General features: G+C 36.0%; 23 protein-coding genes and 1 pseudogene. 20 read left to right on the top strand and 4 right to left on the bottom strand.

Annotation, left to right across the window (positions count from 1 at the left end):
* Positions 1–93 precede the first annotated feature (93 nt).
* From fusA to OVA16_RS09695, 4 genes and pseudogenes are all read right to left on the bottom strand, one after another.
* Positions 94–2,208 (bottom strand): elongation factor G, encoded by a 2,115-nt coding sequence (fusA, locus tag OVA16_RS09710; RefSeq protein WP_267765223.1) that lies wholly within the window; start codon positions 2,206–2,208, stop codon positions 94–96.
* 95 nt (positions 2,209–2,303) lie between these two features.
* Positions 2,304–2,772 (bottom strand): annotated as a pseudogene (rpsG, locus tag OVA16_RS09705) (30S ribosomal protein S7).
* Between the two features lie 16 nt (positions 2,773–2,788).
* A complete protein-coding gene (gene rpsL / locus OVA16_RS09700) occupies positions 2,789–3,202 on the bottom strand; it encodes a 30S ribosomal protein S12 (protein WP_010599925.1) in 414 nt (137 codons plus the stop codon).
* 456 nt (positions 3,203–3,658) lie between these two features.
* Positions 3,659–4,120 (bottom strand): DUF6438 domain-containing protein, encoded by a 462-nt coding sequence (locus tag OVA16_RS09695; RefSeq protein WP_267765215.1) that lies wholly within the window; start codon positions 4,118–4,120, stop codon positions 3,659–3,661.
* A gap of 334 nt (positions 4,121–4,454) precedes the next feature.
* Here OVA16_RS09695 and OVA16_RS09690 point away from each other — a divergent pair, with 334 nt between their 5' ends.
* From OVA16_RS09690 to OVA16_RS09595, 20 genes are all read left to right on the top strand, one after another.
* Positions 4,455–5,867, top strand: coding sequence for a sensor histidine kinase (locus tag OVA16_RS09690; protein WP_267765214.1), 1,413 nt, complete (start codon positions 4,455–4,457; stop codon positions 5,865–5,867).
* 222 nt (positions 5,868–6,089) lie between these two features.
* Positions 6,090–6,452 carry a hypothetical protein gene (locus OVA16_RS09685; RefSeq protein ID WP_267765213.1) on the top strand — a complete coding sequence of 121 codons (363 nt, stop codon included), beginning with the start codon at positions 6,090–6,092 and terminating at the stop codon, positions 6,450–6,452.
* 67 nt (positions 6,453–6,519) lie between these two features.
* A complete protein-coding gene (locus OVA16_RS09680) occupies positions 6,520–7,275 on the top strand; it encodes a LytR/AlgR family response regulator transcription factor (protein WP_267765211.1) in 756 nt (251 codons plus the stop codon).
* Positions 7,272–9,212 (top strand): sensor histidine kinase, encoded by a 1,941-nt coding sequence (locus OVA16_RS09675; RefSeq protein ID WP_267765209.1) that lies wholly within the window; start codon positions 7,272–7,274, stop codon positions 9,210–9,212. Before OVA16_RS09680 ends, OVA16_RS09675 begins: the two co-directional genes overlap by 4 nt.
* 128 nt (positions 9,213–9,340) lie before the next feature.
* Complete coding sequence (locus OVA16_RS09670) at positions 9,341–9,793, top strand: hypothetical protein (RefSeq protein WP_267765208.1); 453 nt, start codon at positions 9,341–9,343, stop codon at positions 9,791–9,793.
* Positions 9,774–10,376 carry a peroxiredoxin family protein gene (locus OVA16_RS09665; protein WP_267765207.1) on the top strand — a complete coding sequence of 201 codons (603 nt, stop codon included), beginning with the start codon at positions 9,774–9,776 and terminating at the stop codon, positions 10,374–10,376. The genes OVA16_RS09670 and OVA16_RS09665 overlap by 20 nt, the downstream gene beginning before the upstream one ends.
* Before the next feature lie 2 nt (positions 10,377–10,378).
* Positions 10,379–11,452 carry a DUF2931 family protein gene (locus OVA16_RS09660; protein ID WP_267765206.1) on the top strand — a complete coding sequence of 358 codons (1,074 nt, stop codon included), beginning with the start codon at positions 10,379–10,381 and terminating at the stop codon, positions 11,450–11,452.
* Between the two features lie 416 nt (positions 11,453–11,868).
* On the top strand, positions 11,869–12,696 hold the full coding sequence (locus OVA16_RS09655; RefSeq protein ID WP_267765205.1) for a toxin-antitoxin system YwqK family antitoxin: 828 nt from the start codon (positions 11,869–11,871) through the stop codon (positions 12,694–12,696).
* Between the two features lie 45 nt (positions 12,697–12,741).
* On the top strand, positions 12,742–13,188 hold the full coding sequence (locus OVA16_RS09650) for a hypothetical protein (RefSeq protein WP_267765203.1): 447 nt from the start codon (positions 12,742–12,744) through the stop codon (positions 13,186–13,188).
* Positions 13,189–13,215: 27 nt separating this feature from the next.
* Positions 13,216–13,929, top strand: a complete 714-nt coding sequence (locus OVA16_RS09645; protein WP_267765202.1) for a hypothetical protein — start codon at positions 13,216–13,218, stop codon at positions 13,927–13,929.
* Positions 13,930–14,004: 75 nt separating this feature from the next.
* Positions 14,005–14,496 (top strand): hypothetical protein, encoded by a 492-nt coding sequence (locus tag OVA16_RS09640; protein ID WP_267765200.1) that lies wholly within the window; start codon positions 14,005–14,007, stop codon positions 14,494–14,496.
* Positions 14,497–14,637: 141 nt separating this feature from the next.
* Positions 14,638–15,531, top strand: a complete 894-nt coding sequence (locus OVA16_RS09635) for a DUF6694 family lipoprotein (RefSeq protein ID WP_267765199.1) — start codon at positions 14,638–14,640, stop codon at positions 15,529–15,531.
* A gap of 19 nt (positions 15,532–15,550) precedes the next feature.
* Complete coding sequence (locus OVA16_RS09630) at positions 15,551–16,006, top strand: hypothetical protein (RefSeq protein ID WP_267765198.1); 456 nt, start codon at positions 15,551–15,553, stop codon at positions 16,004–16,006.
* A 75-nt stretch (positions 16,007–16,081) separates the two neighbouring features.
* Entirely contained in the window at positions 16,082–16,906 is an 825-nt protein-coding gene (locus tag OVA16_RS09625; protein WP_267765196.1) for a DUF4274 domain-containing protein, read from the top strand.
* Between the two features lie 104 nt (positions 16,907–17,010).
* On the top strand, positions 17,011–17,613 hold the full coding sequence (locus tag OVA16_RS09620; RefSeq protein WP_267765195.1) for a hypothetical protein: 603 nt from the start codon (positions 17,011–17,013) through the stop codon (positions 17,611–17,613).
* Positions 17,614–17,920: 307 nt separating this feature from the next.
* Positions 17,921–18,103 (top strand): hypothetical protein, encoded by a 183-nt coding sequence (locus tag OVA16_RS09615; protein WP_267765194.1) that lies wholly within the window; start codon positions 17,921–17,923, stop codon positions 18,101–18,103.
* Positions 18,090–18,761, top strand: a complete 672-nt coding sequence (locus tag OVA16_RS09610) for a hypothetical protein (protein WP_267765192.1) — start codon at positions 18,090–18,092, stop codon at positions 18,759–18,761. The genes OVA16_RS09615 and OVA16_RS09610 overlap by 14 nt, the downstream gene beginning before the upstream one ends.
* Positions 18,762–18,788: 27 nt before the next feature.
* A complete protein-coding gene (locus OVA16_RS09605) occupies positions 18,789–19,619 on the top strand; it encodes a hypothetical protein (RefSeq protein ID WP_267765191.1) in 831 nt (276 codons plus the stop codon).
* Positions 19,620–19,623: 4 nt separating this feature from the next.
* Positions 19,624–20,694, top strand: coding sequence for a DUF6688 domain-containing protein (locus OVA16_RS09600; protein ID WP_267765188.1), 1,071 nt, complete (start codon positions 19,624–19,626; stop codon positions 20,692–20,694).
* A gap of 232 nt (positions 20,695–20,926) precedes the next feature.
* Positions 20,927–21,745 (top strand): hypothetical protein, encoded by an 819-nt coding sequence (locus tag OVA16_RS09595; RefSeq protein ID WP_267765186.1) that lies wholly within the window; start codon positions 20,927–20,929, stop codon positions 21,743–21,745.
* The last annotated feature ends 23 nt before the right edge of the window (positions 21,746–21,768 follow it).

Below are 21,768 nucleotides of genomic sequence, written 5' to 3'. Positions count from 1 at the left end.
TATTTTTGGATTAAAGAACAAAGAGCAAGGATAAAAGATTTGATGCTTAGGCATATTGGTCTTTGATCCTTGTTCCTTTATCCTTTATCTTAACTAATCTTCAGACTTCACTCTGCCTTTTGATTTAGCAACGATTTCGTCTTGTACGTTTTTAGGCGCTGCTTCGTAGTGATCAAATTCCATTGTAGACGTTGCACGACCCGAAGTGATGGTACGCAACTGAGTTACATAACCGAACATCTCAGAAAGTGGTACTAATGCTTTGATTACTTGAGCACCATTACGCGTGTCCATACCTTGTAACTGACCACGACGACGGTTCATGTCACCGATTACGTCACCCATGTTTTCTTCTGGGGTTAAGATCTCGATTTTCATGATAGGCTCCATCAACGTTGGCTTACACTTAGGCAACGCCTCACGATAGGCCATACGAGCGGCAAGCTCGAATGATAAAGCATCTGAATCGACTGCGTGGAATGAACCATCAATCAAACGTACTTTCATATCTGGAAGCGGATAACCAGCTAACACACCATTGGTCATTGCCGAAGCGAAACCTTTCTCTACCGAAGGGATAAACTCACGTGGAATTGCACCACCTGTAATTTCGTTTACGAATTGTAAACCACCTTTTTCGAAATCAGAATCAATTGGTGAAATAACAACTTTGATATCCGCGAATTTACCACGACCACCTGATTGTTTTTTATAAACCTCACGGTGCTCTGCAGTACCGAAGATAGCCTCTTTATATGCTACTTGAGGCGCACCTTGGTTAACCTCTACTTTAAATTCACGTTTTAAACGGTCAATTAAAATATCTAAGTGAAGCTCACCCATACCAGAGATTACAGTTTGACCAGTTTCTTGATCAGTCTCTACTCTAAAGGTTGGATCTTCTTCAGCTAATTTACCTAAAGCAATACCTAATTTATCTACGTCAGCTTGAGTTTTAGGCTCAATAGCTAAACCGATAACTGGATCAGGGAAGTTCATCGATTCCAAAATAATTGGATTTTTCTCTTCGCAAAGGGTATCTCCAGTTTTGATATCTTTAAAGCCTACTACCGCAGCAATATCACCAGCACCTACGTTAGGAATTGGGTTTTGCTTGTTAGCGTGCATTTGGAAGATACGAGAAATACGCTCTTTGTTTTCTGAACGAGCATTGTAAACGTAAGAACCAGCTTCTAAGTTACCTGAGTAAACACGGATAAAACACAAACGACCTACGAAAGGATCGGTTGCAATTTTAAATGCTAATGCAGAAAAAGGCTCTTTAATATCTGGTTTACGAGTTACCTCTTCGCCTGTTTCTGGGTTAGTACCAGTAATGCCTTCAACATCCATTGGCGACGGCAATAATTCCATCACTAAATCTAACATGGTTTGTACACCTTTGTTTTTGAAAGATGAACCACAAACCATAGGAACAATTTTAGCATCTAAAGTAGCCGCACGTAAAGCATCAAGAATTTCACGCTCAGTAATTGAATTAGGATCTTCGAAGAATTTCTCCATCAAAGTCTCGTCATAATCAGCTACTGCTTCTAATAAATTCTCTCTCCATTGTGCAACTTCGTCAACCATATCATCAGGAATTGGCACTTCAGTAAAGGTCATCCCTTTATCATGCTCATTCCAAACAATACCACGGTTGTTGATTAAATCAACCACGCCTTTAAAGCTATCTTCAGAACCAATTGGTAACTGCAATGGCACAGCGTGAGAACCTAACATATCCTTAACTTGTTTTACAACTTTAAGGAAATCGGCACCAGAACGGTCCATTTTGTTTACGAAACCAATACGAGGAACTGCGTAGTTATTAGCTAGTCTCCAGTTAGTTTCAGATTGAGGCTCAACACCATCAACTGCAGAAAATAAGAAAACTAATCCATCTAATACACGTAACGAACGGTTTACCTCTACGGTAAAATCCACGTGTCCTGGAGTATCAATAACGTTAACTTGGTATTTGTTACCACGGTAAGGCCAGAATACAGTTGTAGCTGCAGACGTGATGGTTATCCCACGTTCAGCTTCTTGTACCATCCAGTCCATGGTAGATGCACCTTCGTGTACCTCACCAATTTTGTGGTTAACACCTGCGTAATAAAGAATACGCTCGGTAGTTGTAGTCTTACCAGCATCGATGTGAGCAGCGATACCAATATTTCTAGTAAATTTTAAATCTCTTGACATATTTGTGAATTAACGAATGACTAAATGAGAAAATGATTAAATAAGCATTAAGCCCATTTAATCATTCAAAATTTAATCATTCAATCATTTTCTTTTTAGAATCTGAAGTGCGAGAACGCTTTGTTAGCCTCAGCCATTTTGTGCGTATCCTCTTTTTTCTTAACTGCTGCACCTTCGCCTTTAGCTGCTGCTACCATTTCGCCAGCTAATTTTTCTTTCATGGTTTTTTCCACCACGCTTACGCGAGTAGTTGATTAACCATTTCATACCTAAAGCAATTTTACGCTCTGGACGTACTTCTGTAGGCACTTGGAAGTTTGCACCACCCACACGACGAGATTTAACCTCTACAGCAGGGCTGATATTTGCTAAAGCACGTTTGAAGATTTCTAATCCGTTTTCGCCTGCTTTTTTCTCTGCTAATTCTACAGCATCATAAAAAATAGAGTAAGCGATAGATTTTTTACCATCAAACATCATGTTGTTTACAAATCTGGTAACCTGAACATCATTAAATTTAGGATCAGGAAGAATAATTCTTTTCTTTGGTTTTGACTTTCTCATTTCTGTTTCCTCCTAATTATTTCTTTTTACCTTTTGCTGGTGCTGCAGCTGCTTGCCCTGGTTTAGGACGCTTAGTACCATATTTACTACGACGTTGGTTACGACCAGCTACACCTGATGTATCTAATGCACCACGGATGATGTGGTAACGTACACCTGGTAAATCTTTAACACGACCACCACGGATCAAAACGATCGAGTGCTCTTGTAAGTTGTGACCTTCTCCTGGAATGTAGGCATTCACCTCTTTACCATTGGTTAAACGTACACGGGCAACTTTACGCATTGCAGAGTTTGGTTTCTTAGGGGTAGTAGTATATACACGTGTACATACGCCTCTTCGCTGTGGACAACTGTCCAACGCTGGAGATTTACTCTTAAACTCCAGTGCTACTCTACCTTTTCTAACTAATTGTTGAATGGTTGGCATTTCTTGCTTTTTGTTTCAAATATTTATTTAATTTCCTTGCAGTTAGCAGTTTACAACTAGCCCACATTAAGGGACTGCAAAAGTAGAACAATTTCTTTTAACTATCAAGAGGTTACGCTAAATATTTTCAGAGTTAAAAGTAGCTTACCCTAAAAATGGTTTTAGGTTAAAATAAGAAGTGTTTTTATTTGAAAAGCAATTGCGGCAACACTTGGCTTTGGGTAGTCCCGTCCCAAAGAGCAGAGTGGAGTATTCAATAAATTAGCCCGCAACGTTGGCGGAGACGCCAACGCTTGATACGCCTTTGTTGGCGTCCCCGCCAACAAATATGCAGGTTTCCAACAGCGCTAATTATAGAACTCGGAGTTACAGAATCCTAAGAGTAGGCAAAAAACAACGCATTTGATCTAACTTCACAAATTCAATCTTTCGGCTTCAAAGCAAATCACTAAGCGCCTAATTACAATCTGCAAACCCGTCTTTAATTTCTTTCAATTTTAGCGCTAAATTTTTTAAAGCATCAGGTGCTTTACCATATTCATAAGTAACCTTTTTCACTTTCCCATCTACTTTCATTGAAATCCATTCTGCACCGCCATCTGCACAATCCGGACAGCCAATTATTTCGGGCAATTTATTAAATTCAGCTACATTAACTAAAGCTTTCAATGCGTTTATTTCGTTTTCAGCAATAGCTTTAGTGCAGGTTTTTACACTTGGATTAATACCATTAGCTCTTTTTGTAAAGTCAATGCTACCGTTATTAATAATTGCAACCTGATTTAAACAATAACCAACACACATTCCAAAAGAAGTGCCATAGCCTATTTCTTCAATATTTCTATTTTTATCTTTTCTGCAAGAATTAAATATCAGGGCAATAATTATTAAGCAAATTGTTAATGATCTTGTTTTCATAGCTTTTATGGTTTTATTACTACTACGCCAATATTACGCTAACCGCTACACTAGCTCTTAAATATTTTAACCTCCGTCTTTAGGGTTCGATAAGTACGAAGCTAACATTTGTTAAGTCCAATTTTTATTTAGTAAACGGAGCAGGCTCTTCAATAAAATCATCAAAAATAAAGTCAAAAGTTAAAATAAAGACCACTCAACAAACAGAATAAAATATGGTAAAACATTGCCACCAGTAACCTGCAAAGTTTCTTTTACAACTTTTAGGTGTAATCAGATTACTTTTTTATACCTTTAATAAATTAACAATCAACCTGTTTACCATCTACGCTCAATGAATAAACTTACCAAACAAACAAAAATTGTTGTATACAACTATACCATCTGCGTTTTTGCTGCTATCGCATTAATTATCACACTAAATCATTACGGATTAAAGGCTATAGATGGCATTAGGGCTTTCACTTCTGGCGAATCTGTTTATATGAAAGCTCAACAAGAAGCTTCTAGGCATCTTACCAATTATGTTTTTACTGGCAACCCTCAACACTATCAACATTTCTTAACCCAACTTCAAGTTCCCGTAAACGACAGTTTGGCAAGACTTGCTTTAGATAAAAATGCAAGCCATGAAGTAATAAAAAAACATTTGCTATTAGGTAAGAACATACCAGACGATTTAGATAACATTATTTGGGTTTACAAAAATTTTAAATCGTTACCCCATTTTCAAAAAGCGGTAGAATTGTGGAAAGCGGCAGATCTGCTCATTATAGACCTCGAAAAACAAGGAGAATTGTTACATCAAAAACAAAAAAGCAACATCTTGCTTTCTTTAATGGAGAAAGAAGAACTTGCCGACAAAATTGACAAAACCTGTAAGCTTATTACCAAAAAAGGAAATGAATTTGATCATGCGCTAACCGAAAGCAGTAAGCTTGTAAACAAAACGGTGCTTACTATTAATACGTCGATTGCAATTTCTGTCTTTCTCTGCATTATCATCATCTCTATCAAATACATCAATCGTTTATCTATTTTACAAAAAAACACCATGGCACAAAATAATGCGCTATTAAAAATTAATGAGGAACTAGACCTATTTACCCATAGTGTATCTCATGATTTAAGAAGCCCTATCACATCTTTAAAGGGAATAATTGCTTTAGCCGAAAAAGAAAATTCGGAACAAGAACGTAGTTTATATTTCAGGTTAATGTCTCAAATTTTATCCAGACAAGATGATTTCATCTTAAAAATTATCCAATTATCTAAAAACAAGCGCCTAGACATCGAAATTCAAGAAATCAACTTATTTACTTTTTTTGAGAGCGTAGTAAACGATTTGAAACACGGCCAAGATTTTGACCTAGAGATAAAATACAACATACAGCCAATCGTTACCAAAATAGATAGTTTTAGGTTAGATATTATTTCACGCAACTTAATTTCTAATGCCCTAAAATATGCCGACCCTAACAAAGCCAATCGTTTCATTCACATATCGGCAGATTTAACAGAAGGTTTTTTACAAATTAATTTTGAGGATAACGGTTTGGGTATAGCCGAGGAGCATTTGGGAAAAATATTTGATATGTTTTACGTTACCACCCACCACAATAAGGGCAGCGGCATAGGCTTATACCTAGTTAAAGAAATGGTTAATAAATTAGGTGGCGAAATAGTAGCAACTTCTACTCTCAGCAAAGGGAGTGTTTTCTCTATTAAGTTACCTGTGATGTTATAGTGCCAACTTACAATCGCCTAATAAACAAGGGGCAACTTTACCGTAAGCATTTTACTCAATTGGGCAAATTAAAGAAAATTATGCCCCATTTAGGTTTGCAGCAAAATGTGCTTCTAGCTAAATAGCTTATTCTACCTCAATACCTACAACCTATATGTGTATCGGTATTGGTTTTGCAACAGCAATTATTTTAATTGTTAGAAAAACCAATATCAACAAGCTATGAAACATATAAAATTTCTATTCCTATTTTCACTAATAGCCCTACTCTTTTCTTGTACCAACTCGTCTAACACCACAGCGGTTAACTATTATTCGAAAACTGGTTTGGTAGCACCCAAATTTAGCAACCAAAAACTTAACGAGCATTTAAAATCTTTTGAACCACTATTTAATGACCTTGGTTCTGCCGCTGCTTCAAAAGACAAAGAAAAAAGTTACGATTTAAGCAAAGCTTATTCAGATTGGCTACTAAAGGGACTTGATTTTAAGGAAAGCTTATCGAAAGAAGAGCAACAGCAGCTAGATACATACTTAGAAAGCACCACCAAGCCTTGGGACGAATTTAAAGATCAGCTTTTTTAGGTAAAAAATTAGGAAATAGCTGATCTAAGTTTTAGCTATTGTAAGTTGATCAAAATAATTTAACCAAATGTTAAGAACCTTAATTATTGAGGACGAACCCGCTGTACGCAAAGAAATAGAGTGGTTGGTACAAAGTGAAACCAATTGCAACTTTATTGGGGCGGCCACCAATGTTGCCGAGGCATTGGTACTGATTAAAGCCACCAACCCAGAGTTGGTTTTAATGGATATACAGCTTACCGATGGTACCGCCTTTGACATTTTGAACAAGCTGACAGAAATTAATTTTAAAATTATATTTATTACGGCGTACAATGATTTTGCAGTTAAAGCCATCAAATACGGTGCAATAGACTACCTTCTAAAACCTTTAGATGAATACGAGCTTAAGCTTGCACTTGATAGAATTTATAAAGCAAATGTAGGCCATCAACAGCATCAAGCGGCGCAACTTGCTGTGATCAATACACAATTACAACAACAAGAAAATACCCTAGAGAACCGCCTAGTGCTACATACCCTAGAGTTTTTACAAGTTTTGCAGCTTAAAGAAATCATATACTGCCAAAGCGAGGGCAGCTATACTACTTTTTACCTATCAGAAGAAAGGAAATTAATTATCTCAAAGCCATTAAAATATTACGACGAGCTATTGCCAGAGCAATGGTTTTTAAGACCGCATCAATCTTATTTGGTTAATATTAAGTGTGTAGATAAATTTTTAAAATCTGGAACGCTAATCTTAAAAGACAAAACTGAAATTCCGGTTTCGAACAGGAGAAGAGAACTTATTATACAGCAAATTAACACCAATGTACAATGAAACAGCGATTGATTTATTTGATAGTGCTGTGTTTGGTAATGTTATACGCTTGTAAAGAAAAACCTGTAGCAACCCATACCCAAAGCTTACTATTAAGTTTTAAAGCAGCCAGCGAAAAGCTCAAAGAAAACCCAGATTTACAGGTAAGATTAAACTATTGGAATACGAAATTAAAGAACAAACAGGTTAAAGCAGATTCAGTTTTGCGCTCTAAGGTACATTATAACATTGCTGGTGTTTTTTATGGCATGAACGAGCTAGACTCGCTAAAATACCATTTGCAAAAAGCTTGGGAATTGATGGGCAATAGAAAAGGTTATACAGATGATCAAGTGCAACTTTATTCGGGTTTGGGCAATTTGGCGCTCATGGAGCAAAAAATACATCAAGAAAACTACTATTACAATACTGCTGCTCAAATGCTTTTGGCAGATACTTCGATAAACCTTACGGCCAAACAAAAAATAACTGTTTTTTTTGCCGCAGCACAATCTAGCTTACAGTTACGGCAGTTTAATAACGCGTTTAATTTTAACCGCAAAGCGATGGCTCTGTTGCCGCAGTTACCCACGCCTATCAAAGAAAAATTTAGGGCATACAGTCAAATGGCAACCTGCTTTTACCGTGCAAACGGCAGTGCCGATTCTTTGTATAGCTACATCGAAAAAATGGAGCAGCTGTATCAACAGCATCCAGAGCAACTTAACGCAAAATTTATTTGCGATAGGAAAGTTACCTATTTCTCTCTCATTAACGAACCCGATTCGGCGTTGTTTTACAACAGAAAAAGATTAACCTTAGATTTAAAAGACGCAATTGAAAATAGCAAAAATGCAGAGAGCGTTTTAACTGGTAATTTGTACAGCAGCTATAACGATTTGGCGGGTATCTTTATCAACAAAAAACAATTAGATAGCGCCAATTTTTACCTTAATAAGTGCCAAGAATTTATTAAAACCTACGGCAATAAGGTAGATGATGAGAACCTGATCATGTACGACCAAAATTTGGCCAATTATTACATTGCTTCAAAAAAATATCCGCAAGCGCTAAAACAGTATGATATTGTATTGGCACGCACCAAATTTGTATACGAATTAGAAAACGCTCGTGCCCTGGCCGAAATGGGCGCCATTGTGCAATTAAAAGCGAAAGATAAATCTATCTATACCTTAAACCAAACGGTAGCTTTATCAAATGCAAAACTACAAAGTAATCGGCTTTGGCTTGCCATAAGTACCTTAGGTTTGCTTTTAACCATTACGATAGCACTTTTACTGTACTTCATACAAAAACAACGCCGCTTAAAAAGCGAAACCGAACGCATACAACTAGAGCAGCGTTTATTACGCACCCAAATAGAGCCTCATTTTATTTTTAATACCTTATCTGCTCTGCAAAGCTTTATTCGTTTTAACCAAAATGACAAGGCCTTAAAATACTTACAGCAATTTGGGCGGTTATTGCGCAGCAGCTTGCAGCTATCGAGAGAAAGCTATGTAAAACTGAGCGAAGAAATAGAAACCCTGCAAAACTATCTTAGCTTACAACAAATGCGCTACGACGACGCATTTGATTATCAAATTAATATAGACCAAGCGCATGATGCCGAGAGCGTAATGGTGCCACCCATGTTAATGCAACCTTTTGTAGAAAATGCCATTATACACGGCATAAATCCGAATGGTAAAGAAGGCATGATCAACATAAATTTCGATATAAAAGATGAAATCCTGTTGGTTACCATTGCCGATAATGGTAAAGGATTTGCCAAGGAGATAGCCATCAAAAACCATAAATCGCTGGCTACAGCTATAAGCAAAGAACGTTTGGCAATACTCGCCAAACAAAGCGGCGAAACTGCAAGCATTGAAATACAAAGCGAAGAAAATAAAGGGACTACGGTTAGCATAATCCTTCCAATTAAAGCAGTGTAACCAAATATTTGAAAGCGATTAATAAGCCAAAAGCTACAAATAACTACTTGTTTAATGCAGATCATAATCTTTAAAAACTATTTTGCTGGTTATACTTAATTTAGATATCAATTCCTAAAGGCTAAACAATGACAATTTCAAAAAATCTGGCTCGTCTACTACTTTTAACGCTATCTTTTTTTACTGTTGGAATAGCAAATGTTACGGCACAAGAAAATAAAGAATACTTCTACCAAGGCACTATTAACAACCGGCCCGTAAGATTTTACTTAAAGCAATTTGCAAATGAATGTGGCGGAAGCGACACCTATACTGCAATGTATCAATATGGAAAGGGCAAAAACTGGATAGAACTTCAGGTACAAACCAACGAAAAGGGAAATTTTTGCTTTACCGAAATTAGATTTACGGGCGTGTTAGTTTTAAAAAAATCACAAAACAGTTTAAACGGAATTTGGATTAGCCCAGACGCCACCAAACAACTGAAAGTAACACTCAGTAAGCAAAGTATTTCTGAAAAAGAAAAAGAAGAACTTGAAAAACGTTTAGAAGTAACACATTATGAAAATTTCGATTGCTAAAATAACCGTCATGGATAAAGTGAACTTTATTTTTTTGTTACTAATACCTCTGATGATGACAGCCTGTAGCCAAGCGCCGCAAGAAAAAACTTTGGCAGAAGAATTAGCAGAAATAAGAGCCAAACAAATAGATTTTTTTCAAAACGCAACGCCCAAAGCCTTTAGCGCAAAAGCAATAGATGGAAGCACAATTAATTCGGAAGATTATAAAGGCAAATACTGGGTGCTTTTTGCTTATAACAACAGCTATTTAACCAAAAGCGAAAGTTACGATATGGTTGCCGAACTAAAAAACACACATCAATTATATGGAGAGAAAATACCAATGGTAGCCATAATTGATGGCTTTTGTGATAACGATGCCCAACTGAAAAAACAAGTAGACAGTGCAAAATTCAGTTTTCCGCAAATAGATAACACGCAAGCACCAAATAAAAACAAAAAAGTAGAACACAATATTTTTTGTACACCAGCAAAAATAATAATAGACCCAAATGGCAAGGTTGTTTATAATGGTTGTGGCGGTAAAACCGAGAAATTTGATTTAATGCTGGCCGCTTTAATTAAGCAGGAAAAACTATAGCTATGGAAAATTCTGAGGTAGATAAACAGAAAAACAGCAATTTGTCGCTGGGGTTAATTGCATTAAACATCTTATTAACGCTAATTTTAGCTAGTAACATAACCGCAGCTAATGACCCAGATGGCATTGCATTTTTGATGGTTTTGGTTATTTCGGCAACCATTTTATTGGGCGGTTATGCCATTACCTACCATGGCAAAGGTTACCGATGGGCAAAATGGTTATTTGGTGTTTTGCTCATTATTTCGTTAGGTTTTATTGGCTTGCTTTGGTACGCAGCGGGGCTGGCAGCAGCTTTTAAAAAACTAATGCCCATGAAAGTTAACAAGCTCAACAAATTTTATATTGGCTTAGCTGTGCTGCTTGTTGTAGGCATTATTTATAGAAAAATAAGCTACAAAAGCTGGGAGCGATACAATTATTCGGTAGCGGTAAATGCACCAGAAACTTTCCCTGTACACATTAGAGAAGCTTATTTTTTGCTACCAAACGATGATTTTGAAAGTGCAGACTATGAAGATGTAAATAACTTTACCACTACTTGGGGAGTAAATTATGGCACTACAAACCATGCCCGTTCGGCAAGGTTGCCCCAGCAATTGGTTTTAAAATATTTTTCCTATCGCGATCGAAATTTCTATGCTGATACCTTGAATTTGCCTCAACAAGAAATGCTGGACGTATTTAAGTCTGCCGAAAAAAACAATCAGTTTTTAAGACTTTCGGAATATGCCGGACTTAAGAAAGGCTTGAGTTTCGTAATTGGAGTAGCAGACAACGGCCATGTTATTGTTTGGCTAAGAGGCATTTATTTAGAAAAAGAGGTATTGCGAGCTAAATTAAAACCTGTTACACCTACCAAAGATGATTTGTACTACGAAAAAACGCTAACAGCGGAAGCGTATTTTGCACATGCTTTCGAAAATTTAAGCGATAGTTTAAAAACGGTTTACAAAAATGGTTTCGATGGTAAAGCAAATTACATTGATACGCCCTCTCGCTACATCCAAAAAAACACAGAACTGTGGGAATATCAAGAGAAAAATGGCTACATAGATTATAAAAAAGGAAATTAGAAAATGAAAGTTTATGGCTAATGGCAACGTTTGTTCCGCTTTACATTGCAGTTCCCGATGAAAAACTGGAAGATTTTCATTGCAATACAGGTTTATGAACAAGGGTTTGAGCACCCTGCAAACCGCAAAAATGAAAAACGTTATTGGCCACTTAGCCCCGGTTGTAGCGGGCACGAAGTAAAGCGAAAAACGGGACTAAACTTTATTTTGTGAACAGATCTTGCGCTTCAAAAAAATAAAAAACAAGCATTCGATTTTTACGGATATAAACTGATTACTGGCGAATAATTAATAAACCCCAGCGAATAATAAAATACAGTTTTTATAAGAAACCTAATATTTATTTTTAGTGAGGAAAACCTCAATTAAATACAAATATGGCTACACATTAAAAGCATAAGACCCTACAAAAACCTATGAAAAACAGTTACAAGTTTGCCACTATTTTAATGTTTACGTGCTGCGCTACCTCGCTTTACGCCCAAATACCAGAAGAAATACAGTGGAAACATTTAGTAAAAACCTATACCGCAGATAGCAGCGATTTGATGTTGAGCCTGAACGGCAAATACCTTAACGGGCAATACAAAATTCCGCTGGATGAGCAAAGCTATGCCCTGTACACCATTAAAAACGGAATGATTACCGGAGATGCTTTTTGGTACACCAACGGCGGCCGCTTGGAGTGCAAATTGGTTTACAAACGCGGTGTACGCAATGGTTTAAAAGAAAATTACGATAGCGAAGGTAAAGTTTGGTTGCGTCAGGAGTATAAAAATGGCAAGAAAAATGGGCTAAGCGAAATGTTTAGTGGTGGCAAACTCATTAATAAATCGGTTTACAAGGCCGATAAAAAGCATGGCCTATCGCAAACTTTCTCTGGCGATAGACTTACTACAGCTACTTTTTACGAAAACGATTTGAAAAATGGTACGTCGAAAAATTATGGTTTTGATGGGAAGTTAACACTAGAGGCAAATTACGCTGATGATAAGCGAAATGGCGTGTACCGCGTTTATAACGACGGCCAACTGATAACCGAAACCAATTACAAAAACGATCTGCAACACGGCTTATCTACTACCTACGCCCTAGGTAAAAAGACCATGGATGCCGAATTTGTAAATGGCAAACGCCATGGCGTGGCACACATGTACAAGCCTGATGGCACTGTGCTTTTTACGCATTATTATTTAGCTGGAGAGAAAGTGAGCGAAGCCGTTTTTAAGAAAGCGCAGCAATAAAATAATGAGGCAATAAAAACTATCTTAAAAAGCAGCGCATAAGCCATGAAAAAAATCATTTTAAGCCTAACTATCTTAGCAACAGCCTCAAATTTGGTATCGGCTAAACTTAAAATTCCTTTTGGCGAGCGACAGGTATTAAACAAAGTTTACGATTTGCCAAACACAGCTGATTTTAAGCTTGATAATGGCAATTATGTAGACTTGGCAACACTACACACCGAATTTAACATTGCCTATATTTTGCCTTTGTACATTACACAAGAACCCATATTGGTAGCTTACGACAAACAAAGCGAAACTTATTTTAACATTCCAGAAAATGAGCTGAAAAATATTTTGGCTGCACAAAAAATAAATGAAACTGACATTATTGGCTTACCATTTTACACCCGATATGGATGTAAAATAATGGTTTTACTATTTGTAGCCTTGCTTATTTGGGGCAGTATTCCGGGCGAAAAAAGAAAAATAACACCTAAACAAGTTTAATTAATATTTATCTAAAAAAAACGAAAAATGAGTAGTACAGTAATCATGATTATTATTGGCATGGGTGCCATTTATGGTGGTATCTTCTATTTTATGCATTTAAAAAAGAAAAAACAGAAAGAGCTGTTTCAAAACACCGACTTTAAAGCCGAAATGCGTAATGCCGACATTTACAAAAACAACTTCTTAAATGGAGAACTTGCTTTTATAGCCAAACAAATGGAAGGCAAAACTATTGATGCTTTTAATTATGCCAATATAGATTATTCTACCAAAGACTCTATTAAAGATGGCATTAAGGACGGCTTAAAAGGCATGGCCACACTGGGTACGGTTAAGTTTCATACCGTGCAAACACCCAAGTATTTAATTTTAAGCGGTGCCGATTTACATTTATTAGATACCGATACAGAAGGAGAAATATCAAATCACTTAGTATTTGATGCTGCACGCTTACAGGCCTCTACCATTACCGAATTGCCTTTAGAGGGTATGATAAAGGCTTTTGCCAAACAAAAAGGCGACAACGTTAAAGCTTATAAAATTGCTTTGGCAACAGATGGAGGTGCAATTGAACTGGTTATGTTCTCGGCCTTATTGTTTACCTATGCCAATGCTGGTGCAAGTGCTTTTTCGCTAAATGCACAAAAGAACGTACAAGAGATTATTATCGCTAATGATTTCTTGAAAAAATTGGGCGATAGCTATGCAAACCTAAAGGTAACGACTTTACTAGGCTAAAACTTTACTAAGGTTTTTAAAAACTAATAATTCTACACATAATTTAAATAAGTCTTTAAATCAACGAAAAACAAAATGAAAAAAATGCTATTTATCGCAATTGCATCAGCTATGCTGGTTGCTTGTACAAAAAACAAAGAAAAAGGAACTTTAGTAAGTATAGAAAAATACAATACGTTAAGTGAAGATAAAGAAAACAATGGCAAACGTTTCGCTATTGTGGGCTATCCTTTTATTGATGGCGATATTGAGGTAAAGGGCCCAATGGCCAACGATAGCCAATTGCCCTACATTAAATTTTACGAACAACCAGAAGGACAAGGAAAACTGATTGCCTCGCTCCCTATCCCAAATGGTAAAGGCAAAAACGAGTTTGATGCACCAACAACTTTTACCATGGCCGATGTAGTTTTTTACGATAACGAAGGAAAGCCGTTAAAACACACCGACAAAATGGAGGTTTCGTTTACGATGGATTTACAAGTAGACAGAAGCCCAACCACTATGGATGGCAGAACGGTTTATTATGGTGGCGCTGCCGATACCAGGATTGATAAGGCAAAATAAAATCTGAACGTTAACTACAGATATAGTTCCGTTATAGCGAGGTATGAAACCATCGACCATCTGTTGCAGGCAAAAATAGCTACCGATTTAAGGTAATTTCATACCTCTCTATAAAAAAACCTTATTTAATAGATTATCAAAATGAAAAACATCAACTCATTACTCATTATTTCTATCTGTATGCTCCTACTTGCTGCTTGCGGCCCAACCATTTCTGGTACAGACGAACAGTCTTTTAAAACCTCTAAAGCCAAAATGGAAGAAAAACTAGACAAAGCAGAAAAAGAGAACCTCGAAAAAGCTTTGCGTGTAATAATGCTAAAAGCGATGAAAGAGAAATGGAATGCGCCAGAAAAATACGAAGGCAAATCGTTCGATAAAATGGTAATGGAAATGATTGATGGCAAAAGCTACAGCGCAATCATCAGCTATGCGGAAGATTTTTTAAAAGCAGATAGAGATGAAAAAGTTGCAACTGCAACAGCCGAGATAGATAGTTTGCAGAAAGAAAAAGTAAAGGCGGAAGCCATTGCTAAAAAGTTAGATGCTTTTAAATTAACGAAAGTTTCGATTAGTGAAGATGAAGGTTTTGATGAGAAGCAACCTTATTTAGATTTAGTTTTTACCAATACGTCTGCAGAAAGTTTGATGGGTGAGTATATGTTCAACATCGAAATTTTCTCTAAAAAAACAGGTGAAAGAATTGCAGCACAAGGACAAGGTGGTACTTGGAATGACGATTACGCCATTAAACCAAATGAAACTTATCAGCACCACGAACCTTTACTATCAGAGGCCAGGGAACATTCTAACTTATGGAAAACGGCAAAATACCCAATAAACGATTTTGCTCCTTACGATTTGGTAATTAAAGCATACGCCACTAAAATAACTACCAAAACGGATGGTACTATTGAAAGGCCAAAGCAAGATGCCGCCTATTTTGATGCAGAGATTAAAAAATTAAACGAAGAGATTAAAGCCCTTAAAGAACAAAAAGCAACTTTAGATGAGTTGGAATTAACCGATAATTAACTAGCACCCTACCCTACCTATGACAACAAAATTTTACAAAGCAGAAGGAACAACTTACGTTTTAAAAACGAGCAAAATGGCTTCAATTATTGGTTTAATCGTATTTATAGCTTTGGAAATTTACTTTCTCTTTTTTGCACCCCAAACAAAAGATAGCACGCTATATAAAATTGTACCGTTATTTCCACTTATCCTTTGCTTAATTGAGTTGGGGAAATGTGCGGCAATAGATGTGGCACAAAAAACTATCACCACTTCTATTTATGGCAGCTTAAACAAAAAGCAGTTTCAATTTAGCGAAATTAAAAGGTTTATAACCACCCAGCACCGTACAAATTTCATTAAAAGCGGTGTTTCTTTGTCCATAGAATTTGTAAAAGATGGCAAGCTAGAAACCCTAGAATTTGCAAAACTAAACAAGGCGGCAAGCCTTGAGCAATTGTTGGCCGAAACCAAAGAAATCATGAAGCTTTAACAAACACAATGCATTGCAATCCAGCTTATAGATAGCGCTTATTACTTAAATTAATTATCTAAATCGCTTACTACAATGACAGCATTAACACAAGAGCAGAAGAAACTTATCGACGACAATTTCTATGAAGGACTTGACGAAAATGAGCTTGATAAGACAAAGTTTGAGTTATTAACATCGCCCTATGAACTTCAATATCTAGCAGAAAATCATAATTGGGACGGTGGAGTAAAAATATTACATTGGATTGCTGAAAGCAGTATTTGCAGTGAAGCGACTGCTTTAGAACTTTTTTGGTTATCACAACCAAAAGAGTATCAAAAATATAATCTAACTGAAAACATAGACGGCGATTATGTTGGAGACGAAAATGAAATATTTCAGCTAATTAAAACAGTGTTGAATAATTTCAAAAACGGTTTTTATAAAAAAACTGATATTCATTTTGACCCAACAGTTCACATAGAGGCAGAACAACAAGTTCCTGAATTTATGAAACAAGCAACAAATGGAGAAGAAACCTATATTTATTTAGAAAAAAGTGAAGTAGACAATTGGTTTGGAGAAACTTTGGAAAATAAAATCAAACGTTGCGACACACCAATAGAGCTTTATAACGTTGCCTCTTTTGTGAAGTATCAGCTTGATAATAGAGCTGAATTAATTCTAAAACACCCATTATGCGACAAGGGAATAGCACTTATGCTCTTTTGGCGGCTAAAAACATTTAGAAATATTTGGTTTGAAACAAGTTCATTGGCAACAGAAATCGTTACTAAAATTCGCAATAATGAGTATCCCGAAATTTTAGCCTATAACCCAAAATTAGATAGAGAAATTAAAATGAGTGAACCAAAGCCAAAATGGAAAATACCAGAAATGATGAAAAAACCAGTTTAACGCTATGGTTTTAAATTCATGATTTGAAATTATGATTATGTTATATGGAGGTAATTTTCAACACAAAAATAAATGTCTAAACGCATTACAAACACAAAAATCAGATGAAAGACAAAATAAAAACTGCATTAGGCCTGTTAGTTGTTGGCGTATTTGTTTTTGCTATTGGCGGGGCTATTTACCGGGGCATTTTTGGTAAGCCCGACTTCGAAGTTCTTAAATCTGCAAAAATATCATCGCCAATTAAAAACGCGTTATTCTGGCACGAAGAAGAGCTAGAAAAAGTTTCCTTTACTGAAGCGGTGGTAAGTCCAACTGCAGAAAGAACTGATTTTATTGAACCCTTGTATAATGCCTTAAAAGCAAGAGGCATGGTAAAAAACGAAGAGATTAAAACAATGTCGGAACTCGCTACCAAAAAGATGATAGAATTAGATGCGTATAGAGGAACTGAACCAAATGTTTGGGAAATTGCCGAACAAAATGGTAAGCCCTACATTTTTAAAGTTACCATCACAAACCTAAGTTCTAGAGGTATGGATCTAAAAAGTGTTACTTACTTATTTAACCTATATGATGTTGCTACAAAAGCAGTAGTCTGGCAAGCAAGAACTTGGCGAACGGCAGGTTTTTTTGGCGGAATGCCCGATGCCGAAGAAACCATAACGCTAATAGAGGGAAAATTAAAAGAAGCCAAAGTAATTTAAGATTGATTTTCTATTGGTGATCGATTGGTGGTTTGCGAGCTGTTGCAATTTTACAACTTTAGTTGGCAAAAAATATATAGTGGATGTTAAATAAAACTAATATGAATTATATCAATTCTATTTTCCTACCTGTTGCTATTTTTTTACTCATTTCGTCATGTGGAGCAAATTCTAAAGTTAAAAATGAAACGCTATTGGCAGATTTTGTTAATTTAAATCGTATTGAAAAGGCAGAGGTACAGAATAATTACGGAACATTTTACTGAACAAAACACAGCTCGAAAACCTAAAAAAAGCATTAAAAAAATTGAGCTACGAGCCAAACCAAGACATTAAAGTTGGCGAAAAGGGAGTTACAATTACCATCAACAAAAAAGAATATCACTTAGTCACGAGAACTAATGGAGAAATGGCTGAGATAACGATAGATAATGAAAGCTTAATTTTTAATACAAATGGATTAAACCTAGATAATTATGAAAAAAATTAGTTTAATGATAATGTTTTTAATCGGATTGTATGCCTGTAAAAATAAATTAAATAAAACCATCGAACAACCAAAACATAACGTTGAAAAGCGATCCTTTGATCCTGTAAAAGACACGCTAAATACTAAGGTAAATAACAATTATATCGAAGTTAAAACTTGGATTGATGATTTTAAAAATTTTAGACAAGCAGTTTACGCTAAAGATAAAGCAAAGCTGAAAAGTTATTTTAGGTTTCCTATTGTTGGCGATAACTCGGGCATTTGTTCATTACTGTCATTCAATGATGTAGAAATAGCAAAGAGAAAAGCTAAATATGTTAATCCTGATTTATTTTATGAAGAGTATTTAGATGAATTTTCGCAAATAATTTTCAACGCTGATTTTGTTAAAACCATCATGAAAATTAAAACAGCGCAGTTATTTACCAAACATCATGCAGAAACACCCCAGTTTATAGCAGATGGGAAGCATTATCAAATGATAGCTGATTATTATTATGAAGAACAAACCGCATTATATTTAAATATGAATTATGGCAATAATACTTTAGATGAAAGCGGCGAAAAGATAAGCGAAGGCGAATACAACGTGATTTATATTTTTGATGTGCTTGATGGTAAAAAAAATTATTTTAAAAAGATTGAATTAGCAGGATAAATGAGTAAAAAAATCAACAATTAAAAAATGAAAAACATAAAGTTTAAAACACACCTCTTTTTTATACTGCTTGGTTGTAGTTTTCTCTCATTGCAATCTTGCATCTCTCGCCTTAGGCGACCAGAGATTACTGGCGTGATTGTAGATTATGCTAAAAACCCAATTGCCAATTGCAAAGTTGGCGAAGTTGTAACCGATAACAACGGAAGATTTAAATTACCCGAACAACGTTATAATGCCTTTTTGCTAAGTGAGATGTTTGTGATGGAAGCGCCACCCTTAATGGTTTGGGAGCCAGTAGAAAAAGAAGGTTTTGTAAATGATGCGGTTTTAATATATAGTAAATGGGGTGGTGGACAAAGAAAAGGAGCGAAAACAGTTATCGATACGATTTTTTTAAAGAGGATAAACCAAACTTTCGATGTATCAGCATTGCTAAAAAATAGCGATTGGCAATTGGGCTTTACCAAAAAGGCAGATACACTTTTTTTAGTTAAAAATGGTTTTAAAGATTGGTGCAAAACAGATAGATGTAGTCCGTTTTATGGCGAGTTTCAAGCACTAACAGATAATTATTATAGTGGTGCAAAAAATCTCCCAGAGGGAATGATTAGGAGAACGATAGCTGTGAGGTTTAATGATGAAAAATCTCCGCTAAAAATCAACATGATTTGCGAATACAAAAGCAGTTTTGAAGGCCCCAACCGACCACCAGATACCACCAATACTAAAGGAAGCTATCAGGTTTTGAACAATACGAAAATGATTTTTGATGCAGGTAAGATTAAGCAGCTAACAGGAAAATACAATATCTCTGAGGTGGATTTATACCAAATGAAATTAACGAAAACGAAATAAGCAAATGATTGCAGCCATCATTTTATTGCTTATTACTTGCCCTATTTTGGGCTATCTTTTTTACAAAGAAATTAGGCGAAACGCAAAGCCAATAACCGTTTTTGGCGAATTCGTTTACATCAGTCTATTTTTCTTATCAGCCTGTTTGTTTAGTTTTATTTGGCTTTTTAATGGCGATGATTATTATACTGCCATTGATGTTGTTGATGGTGGTTACACGCCATTTGCAGCTAAACATTTGCCTACGCTTTTGGTATTTTTCCTGCTATCCATGTTGGCGCTAATTAAACTCTGGTACAAGCGCCGTAATTTACCACCTTTGCTATTTTCACTCTGTGTGGTTTTTGTAATTATTGGCCTGCCTATAAGTTTTGCTGTCCTTATCCAAACGGGTAGCAACACCTTACATGGTAAAGGAGAATTTCTATTTGTGCCTTTGCCATTTTTTTACATCGTTACAAGCATTATAGTTTTAAACAAAATTGTAAGTAACGAAATTACCTTTTCGGCCACTAAAAACTACCGCAGCAAATATTTAAACTACCTCAACCAAAAACTAGCCCAAACCAATTCACTTCCTTTATGGATTTTTCTGATGATTTTGCCAGTCTTTGCAGTAGTGGTGGCTATTTTAATCCTCTTCGGACAAGATGCGAACTCGATCACTAAAGTTTTTACCGAAACCACCACTTGGACATTCTCTCAAAAAACACATCCGCCTTTTTTAGAACATAATGGCCATTACCTATGTACCGTTGCTGTTTGCGGAACGCCCAAAGTTGTAAAACCATTACGCTTGGGTAAAAGGCACGGTCACGAAATTGTGGTAAACCGCCAGTTGTTAATTGCCAATGCTTTTGAAGAATTGATACAAGAAAACGCACCTCGTTTGCACAAAGTGATTAGGGGATTTTACGATAAGTACGGTTATCCGCTATCGCGAAAAATTACTACAGCTAAAGCATCAAATGCCGTTTATCTATTAATGAAACCTCTAGAATATTTCTTTTTGTTAGTGCTTTATTTGTGTAGCGCCAAACCCGAAGAAAAAATTAGTAGACAGTATACAATTTAAGAGCAAAGAGCAAGGAACAAAGACTAAAGAATAAAGCTGAAAAGACTTTGAGGAAAAAGGTTTAGCGTTTTGCGCTCCCTCCCTTCTGGGGAGGGTTGGGGTGGGGCTCTAAAGATTAAAGACTAAAGCTGAAAGAATAAAGATGAATAACCTTATGCAATTTAAAATAACCATCATTTTTTTGTTGTTTGCCTCTTTTAATTGCATTGGGCAGGAAGTAAAACCCACTAAAATGGAAGATAAAATAAGCACAGTTCCTGTAGAACCTTTTAGTTTAATTAAACAACGCAAACCCGTTGGCGATTTTATACCTGATTTTAAAGAGGGAATAGATTTTTTGATTGCCAAAATAGGTGATGAGCAATACAGCATTAAACCTGCAGATTTAGCTTCATTAATAATAGATGTGAGCTGGATGAGCAGTATTCCACGTTGGAACGCCTACATCAGTTATTATAAAGAAGGCAGGGCTGTTTACACCAATGCGCAATATGTGTTAAATATCGACCCGAAAAAGCTCGACCCCAAAATTTTTAAAAAGATTAAGCACAATAAAGAAATTATTGAGGATGAAGCGAAGTATACGGCCAGACGAAAAGAACTCGAAAAATTTAATGAAGGCAGATGGTCTGACAGGAGGCGTTATTTTGTAGAACACCATACGAATAAATACTTTCTGTATTTTATTGTGCATATACCATTAACTCTTGCCGAACTAACTGCGTTACCCTCAAAATTAGCAGATTATTATCGTGCTGATGGTAATAAAAAGTCTGAAAATAACATCAAGAGCAGAACTATAAACTACAATCGTTGCGAATATTATTTTGCTAGCGCTGATGATAATGAGAAAACCATTGGAGGTTATAATGCCAACAATGAGAGCCAGTTTTTAGTCCCGGTAAAAGTTTATTGCAGGTTAACCATAGATGATTGTAGGGCAAAATTTGATGCCAAAGCCATGCAGTTATTTTATGGTAAACCTATTGACCTTTATAAAGGTGCAGAGCAAAAAAATGAAGCTTATATTTTAGAATGGTTCGATTATTAGAGTTCGTAGGTATTTTAGAAACT

Source organism: Pedobacter sp. SL55 (genome assembly GCF_026625705.1).
Classification (GTDB): domain Bacteria; phylum Bacteroidota; class Bacteroidia; order Sphingobacteriales; family Sphingobacteriaceae; genus Pedobacter.
This window is presented reverse-complemented; position numbering and strand designations above follow the sequence as displayed.

Bases quoted from the DNA above. Each gene is read 5' to 3' on its own strand.
- fusA (WP_267765223.1), bottom strand. From the start codon at position 2,208: ATGTCAAGAGATTTAAAATTTACTAGAAATATTGGTATCGCTGCTCAC.
- rpsL (WP_010599925.1), bottom strand. From the start codon at position 3,202: ATGCCAACCATTCAACAATTAGTTAGAAAAGGTAGAGTAGCACTGGAG.
- OVA16_RS09695 (WP_267765215.1), bottom strand. From the start codon at position 4,120: ATGAAAACAAGATCATTAACAATTTGCTTAATAATTATTGCCCTGATA.
- OVA16_RS09690 (WP_267765214.1), top strand. From the start codon at position 4,455: ATGAATAAACTTACCAAACAAACAAAAATTGTTGTATACAACTATACC.
- OVA16_RS09685 (WP_267765213.1), top strand. From the start codon at position 6,090: ATGAAACATATAAAATTTCTATTCCTATTTTCACTAATAGCCCTACTC.
- OVA16_RS09680 (WP_267765211.1), top strand. From the start codon at position 6,520: ATGTTAAGAACCTTAATTATTGAGGACGAACCCGCTGTACGCAAAGAA.
- OVA16_RS09675 (WP_267765209.1), top strand. From the start codon at position 7,272: ATGAAACAGCGATTGATTTATTTGATAGTGCTGTGTTTGGTAATGTTA.
- OVA16_RS09670 (WP_267765208.1), top strand. From the start codon at position 9,341: ATGACAATTTCAAAAAATCTGGCTCGTCTACTACTTTTAACGCTATCT.
- OVA16_RS09665 (WP_267765207.1), top strand. From the start codon at position 9,774: ATGAAAATTTCGATTGCTAAAATAACCGTCATGGATAAAGTGAACTTT.
- OVA16_RS09660 (WP_267765206.1), top strand. From the start codon at position 10,379: ATGGAAAATTCTGAGGTAGATAAACAGAAAAACAGCAATTTGTCGCTG.
- OVA16_RS09655 (WP_267765205.1), top strand. From the start codon at position 11,869: ATGAAAAACAGTTACAAGTTTGCCACTATTTTAATGTTTACGTGCTGC.
- OVA16_RS09650 (WP_267765203.1), top strand. From the start codon at position 12,742: ATGAAAAAAATCATTTTAAGCCTAACTATCTTAGCAACAGCCTCAAAT.
- OVA16_RS09645 (WP_267765202.1), top strand. From the start codon at position 13,216: ATGAGTAGTACAGTAATCATGATTATTATTGGCATGGGTGCCATTTAT.
- OVA16_RS09640 (WP_267765200.1), top strand. From the start codon at position 14,005: ATGAAAAAAATGCTATTTATCGCAATTGCATCAGCTATGCTGGTTGCT.
- OVA16_RS09635 (WP_267765199.1), top strand. From the start codon at position 14,638: ATGAAAAACATCAACTCATTACTCATTATTTCTATCTGTATGCTCCTA.
- OVA16_RS09630 (WP_267765198.1), top strand. From the start codon at position 15,551: ATGACAACAAAATTTTACAAAGCAGAAGGAACAACTTACGTTTTAAAA.
- OVA16_RS09625 (WP_267765196.1), top strand. From the start codon at position 16,082: ATGACAGCATTAACACAAGAGCAGAAGAAACTTATCGACGACAATTTC.
- OVA16_RS09620 (WP_267765195.1), top strand. From the start codon at position 17,011: ATGAAAGACAAAATAAAAACTGCATTAGGCCTGTTAGTTGTTGGCGTA.
- OVA16_RS09610 (WP_267765192.1), top strand. From the start codon at position 18,090: ATGAAAAAAATTAGTTTAATGATAATGTTTTTAATCGGATTGTATGCC.
- OVA16_RS09605 (WP_267765191.1), top strand. From the start codon at position 18,789: ATGAAAAACATAAAGTTTAAAACACACCTCTTTTTTATACTGCTTGGT.
- OVA16_RS09600 (WP_267765188.1), top strand. From the start codon at position 19,624: ATGATTGCAGCCATCATTTTATTGCTTATTACTTGCCCTATTTTGGGC.
- OVA16_RS09595 (WP_267765186.1), top strand. From the start codon at position 20,927: ATGGAAGATAAAATAAGCACAGTTCCTGTAGAACCTTTTAGTTTAATT.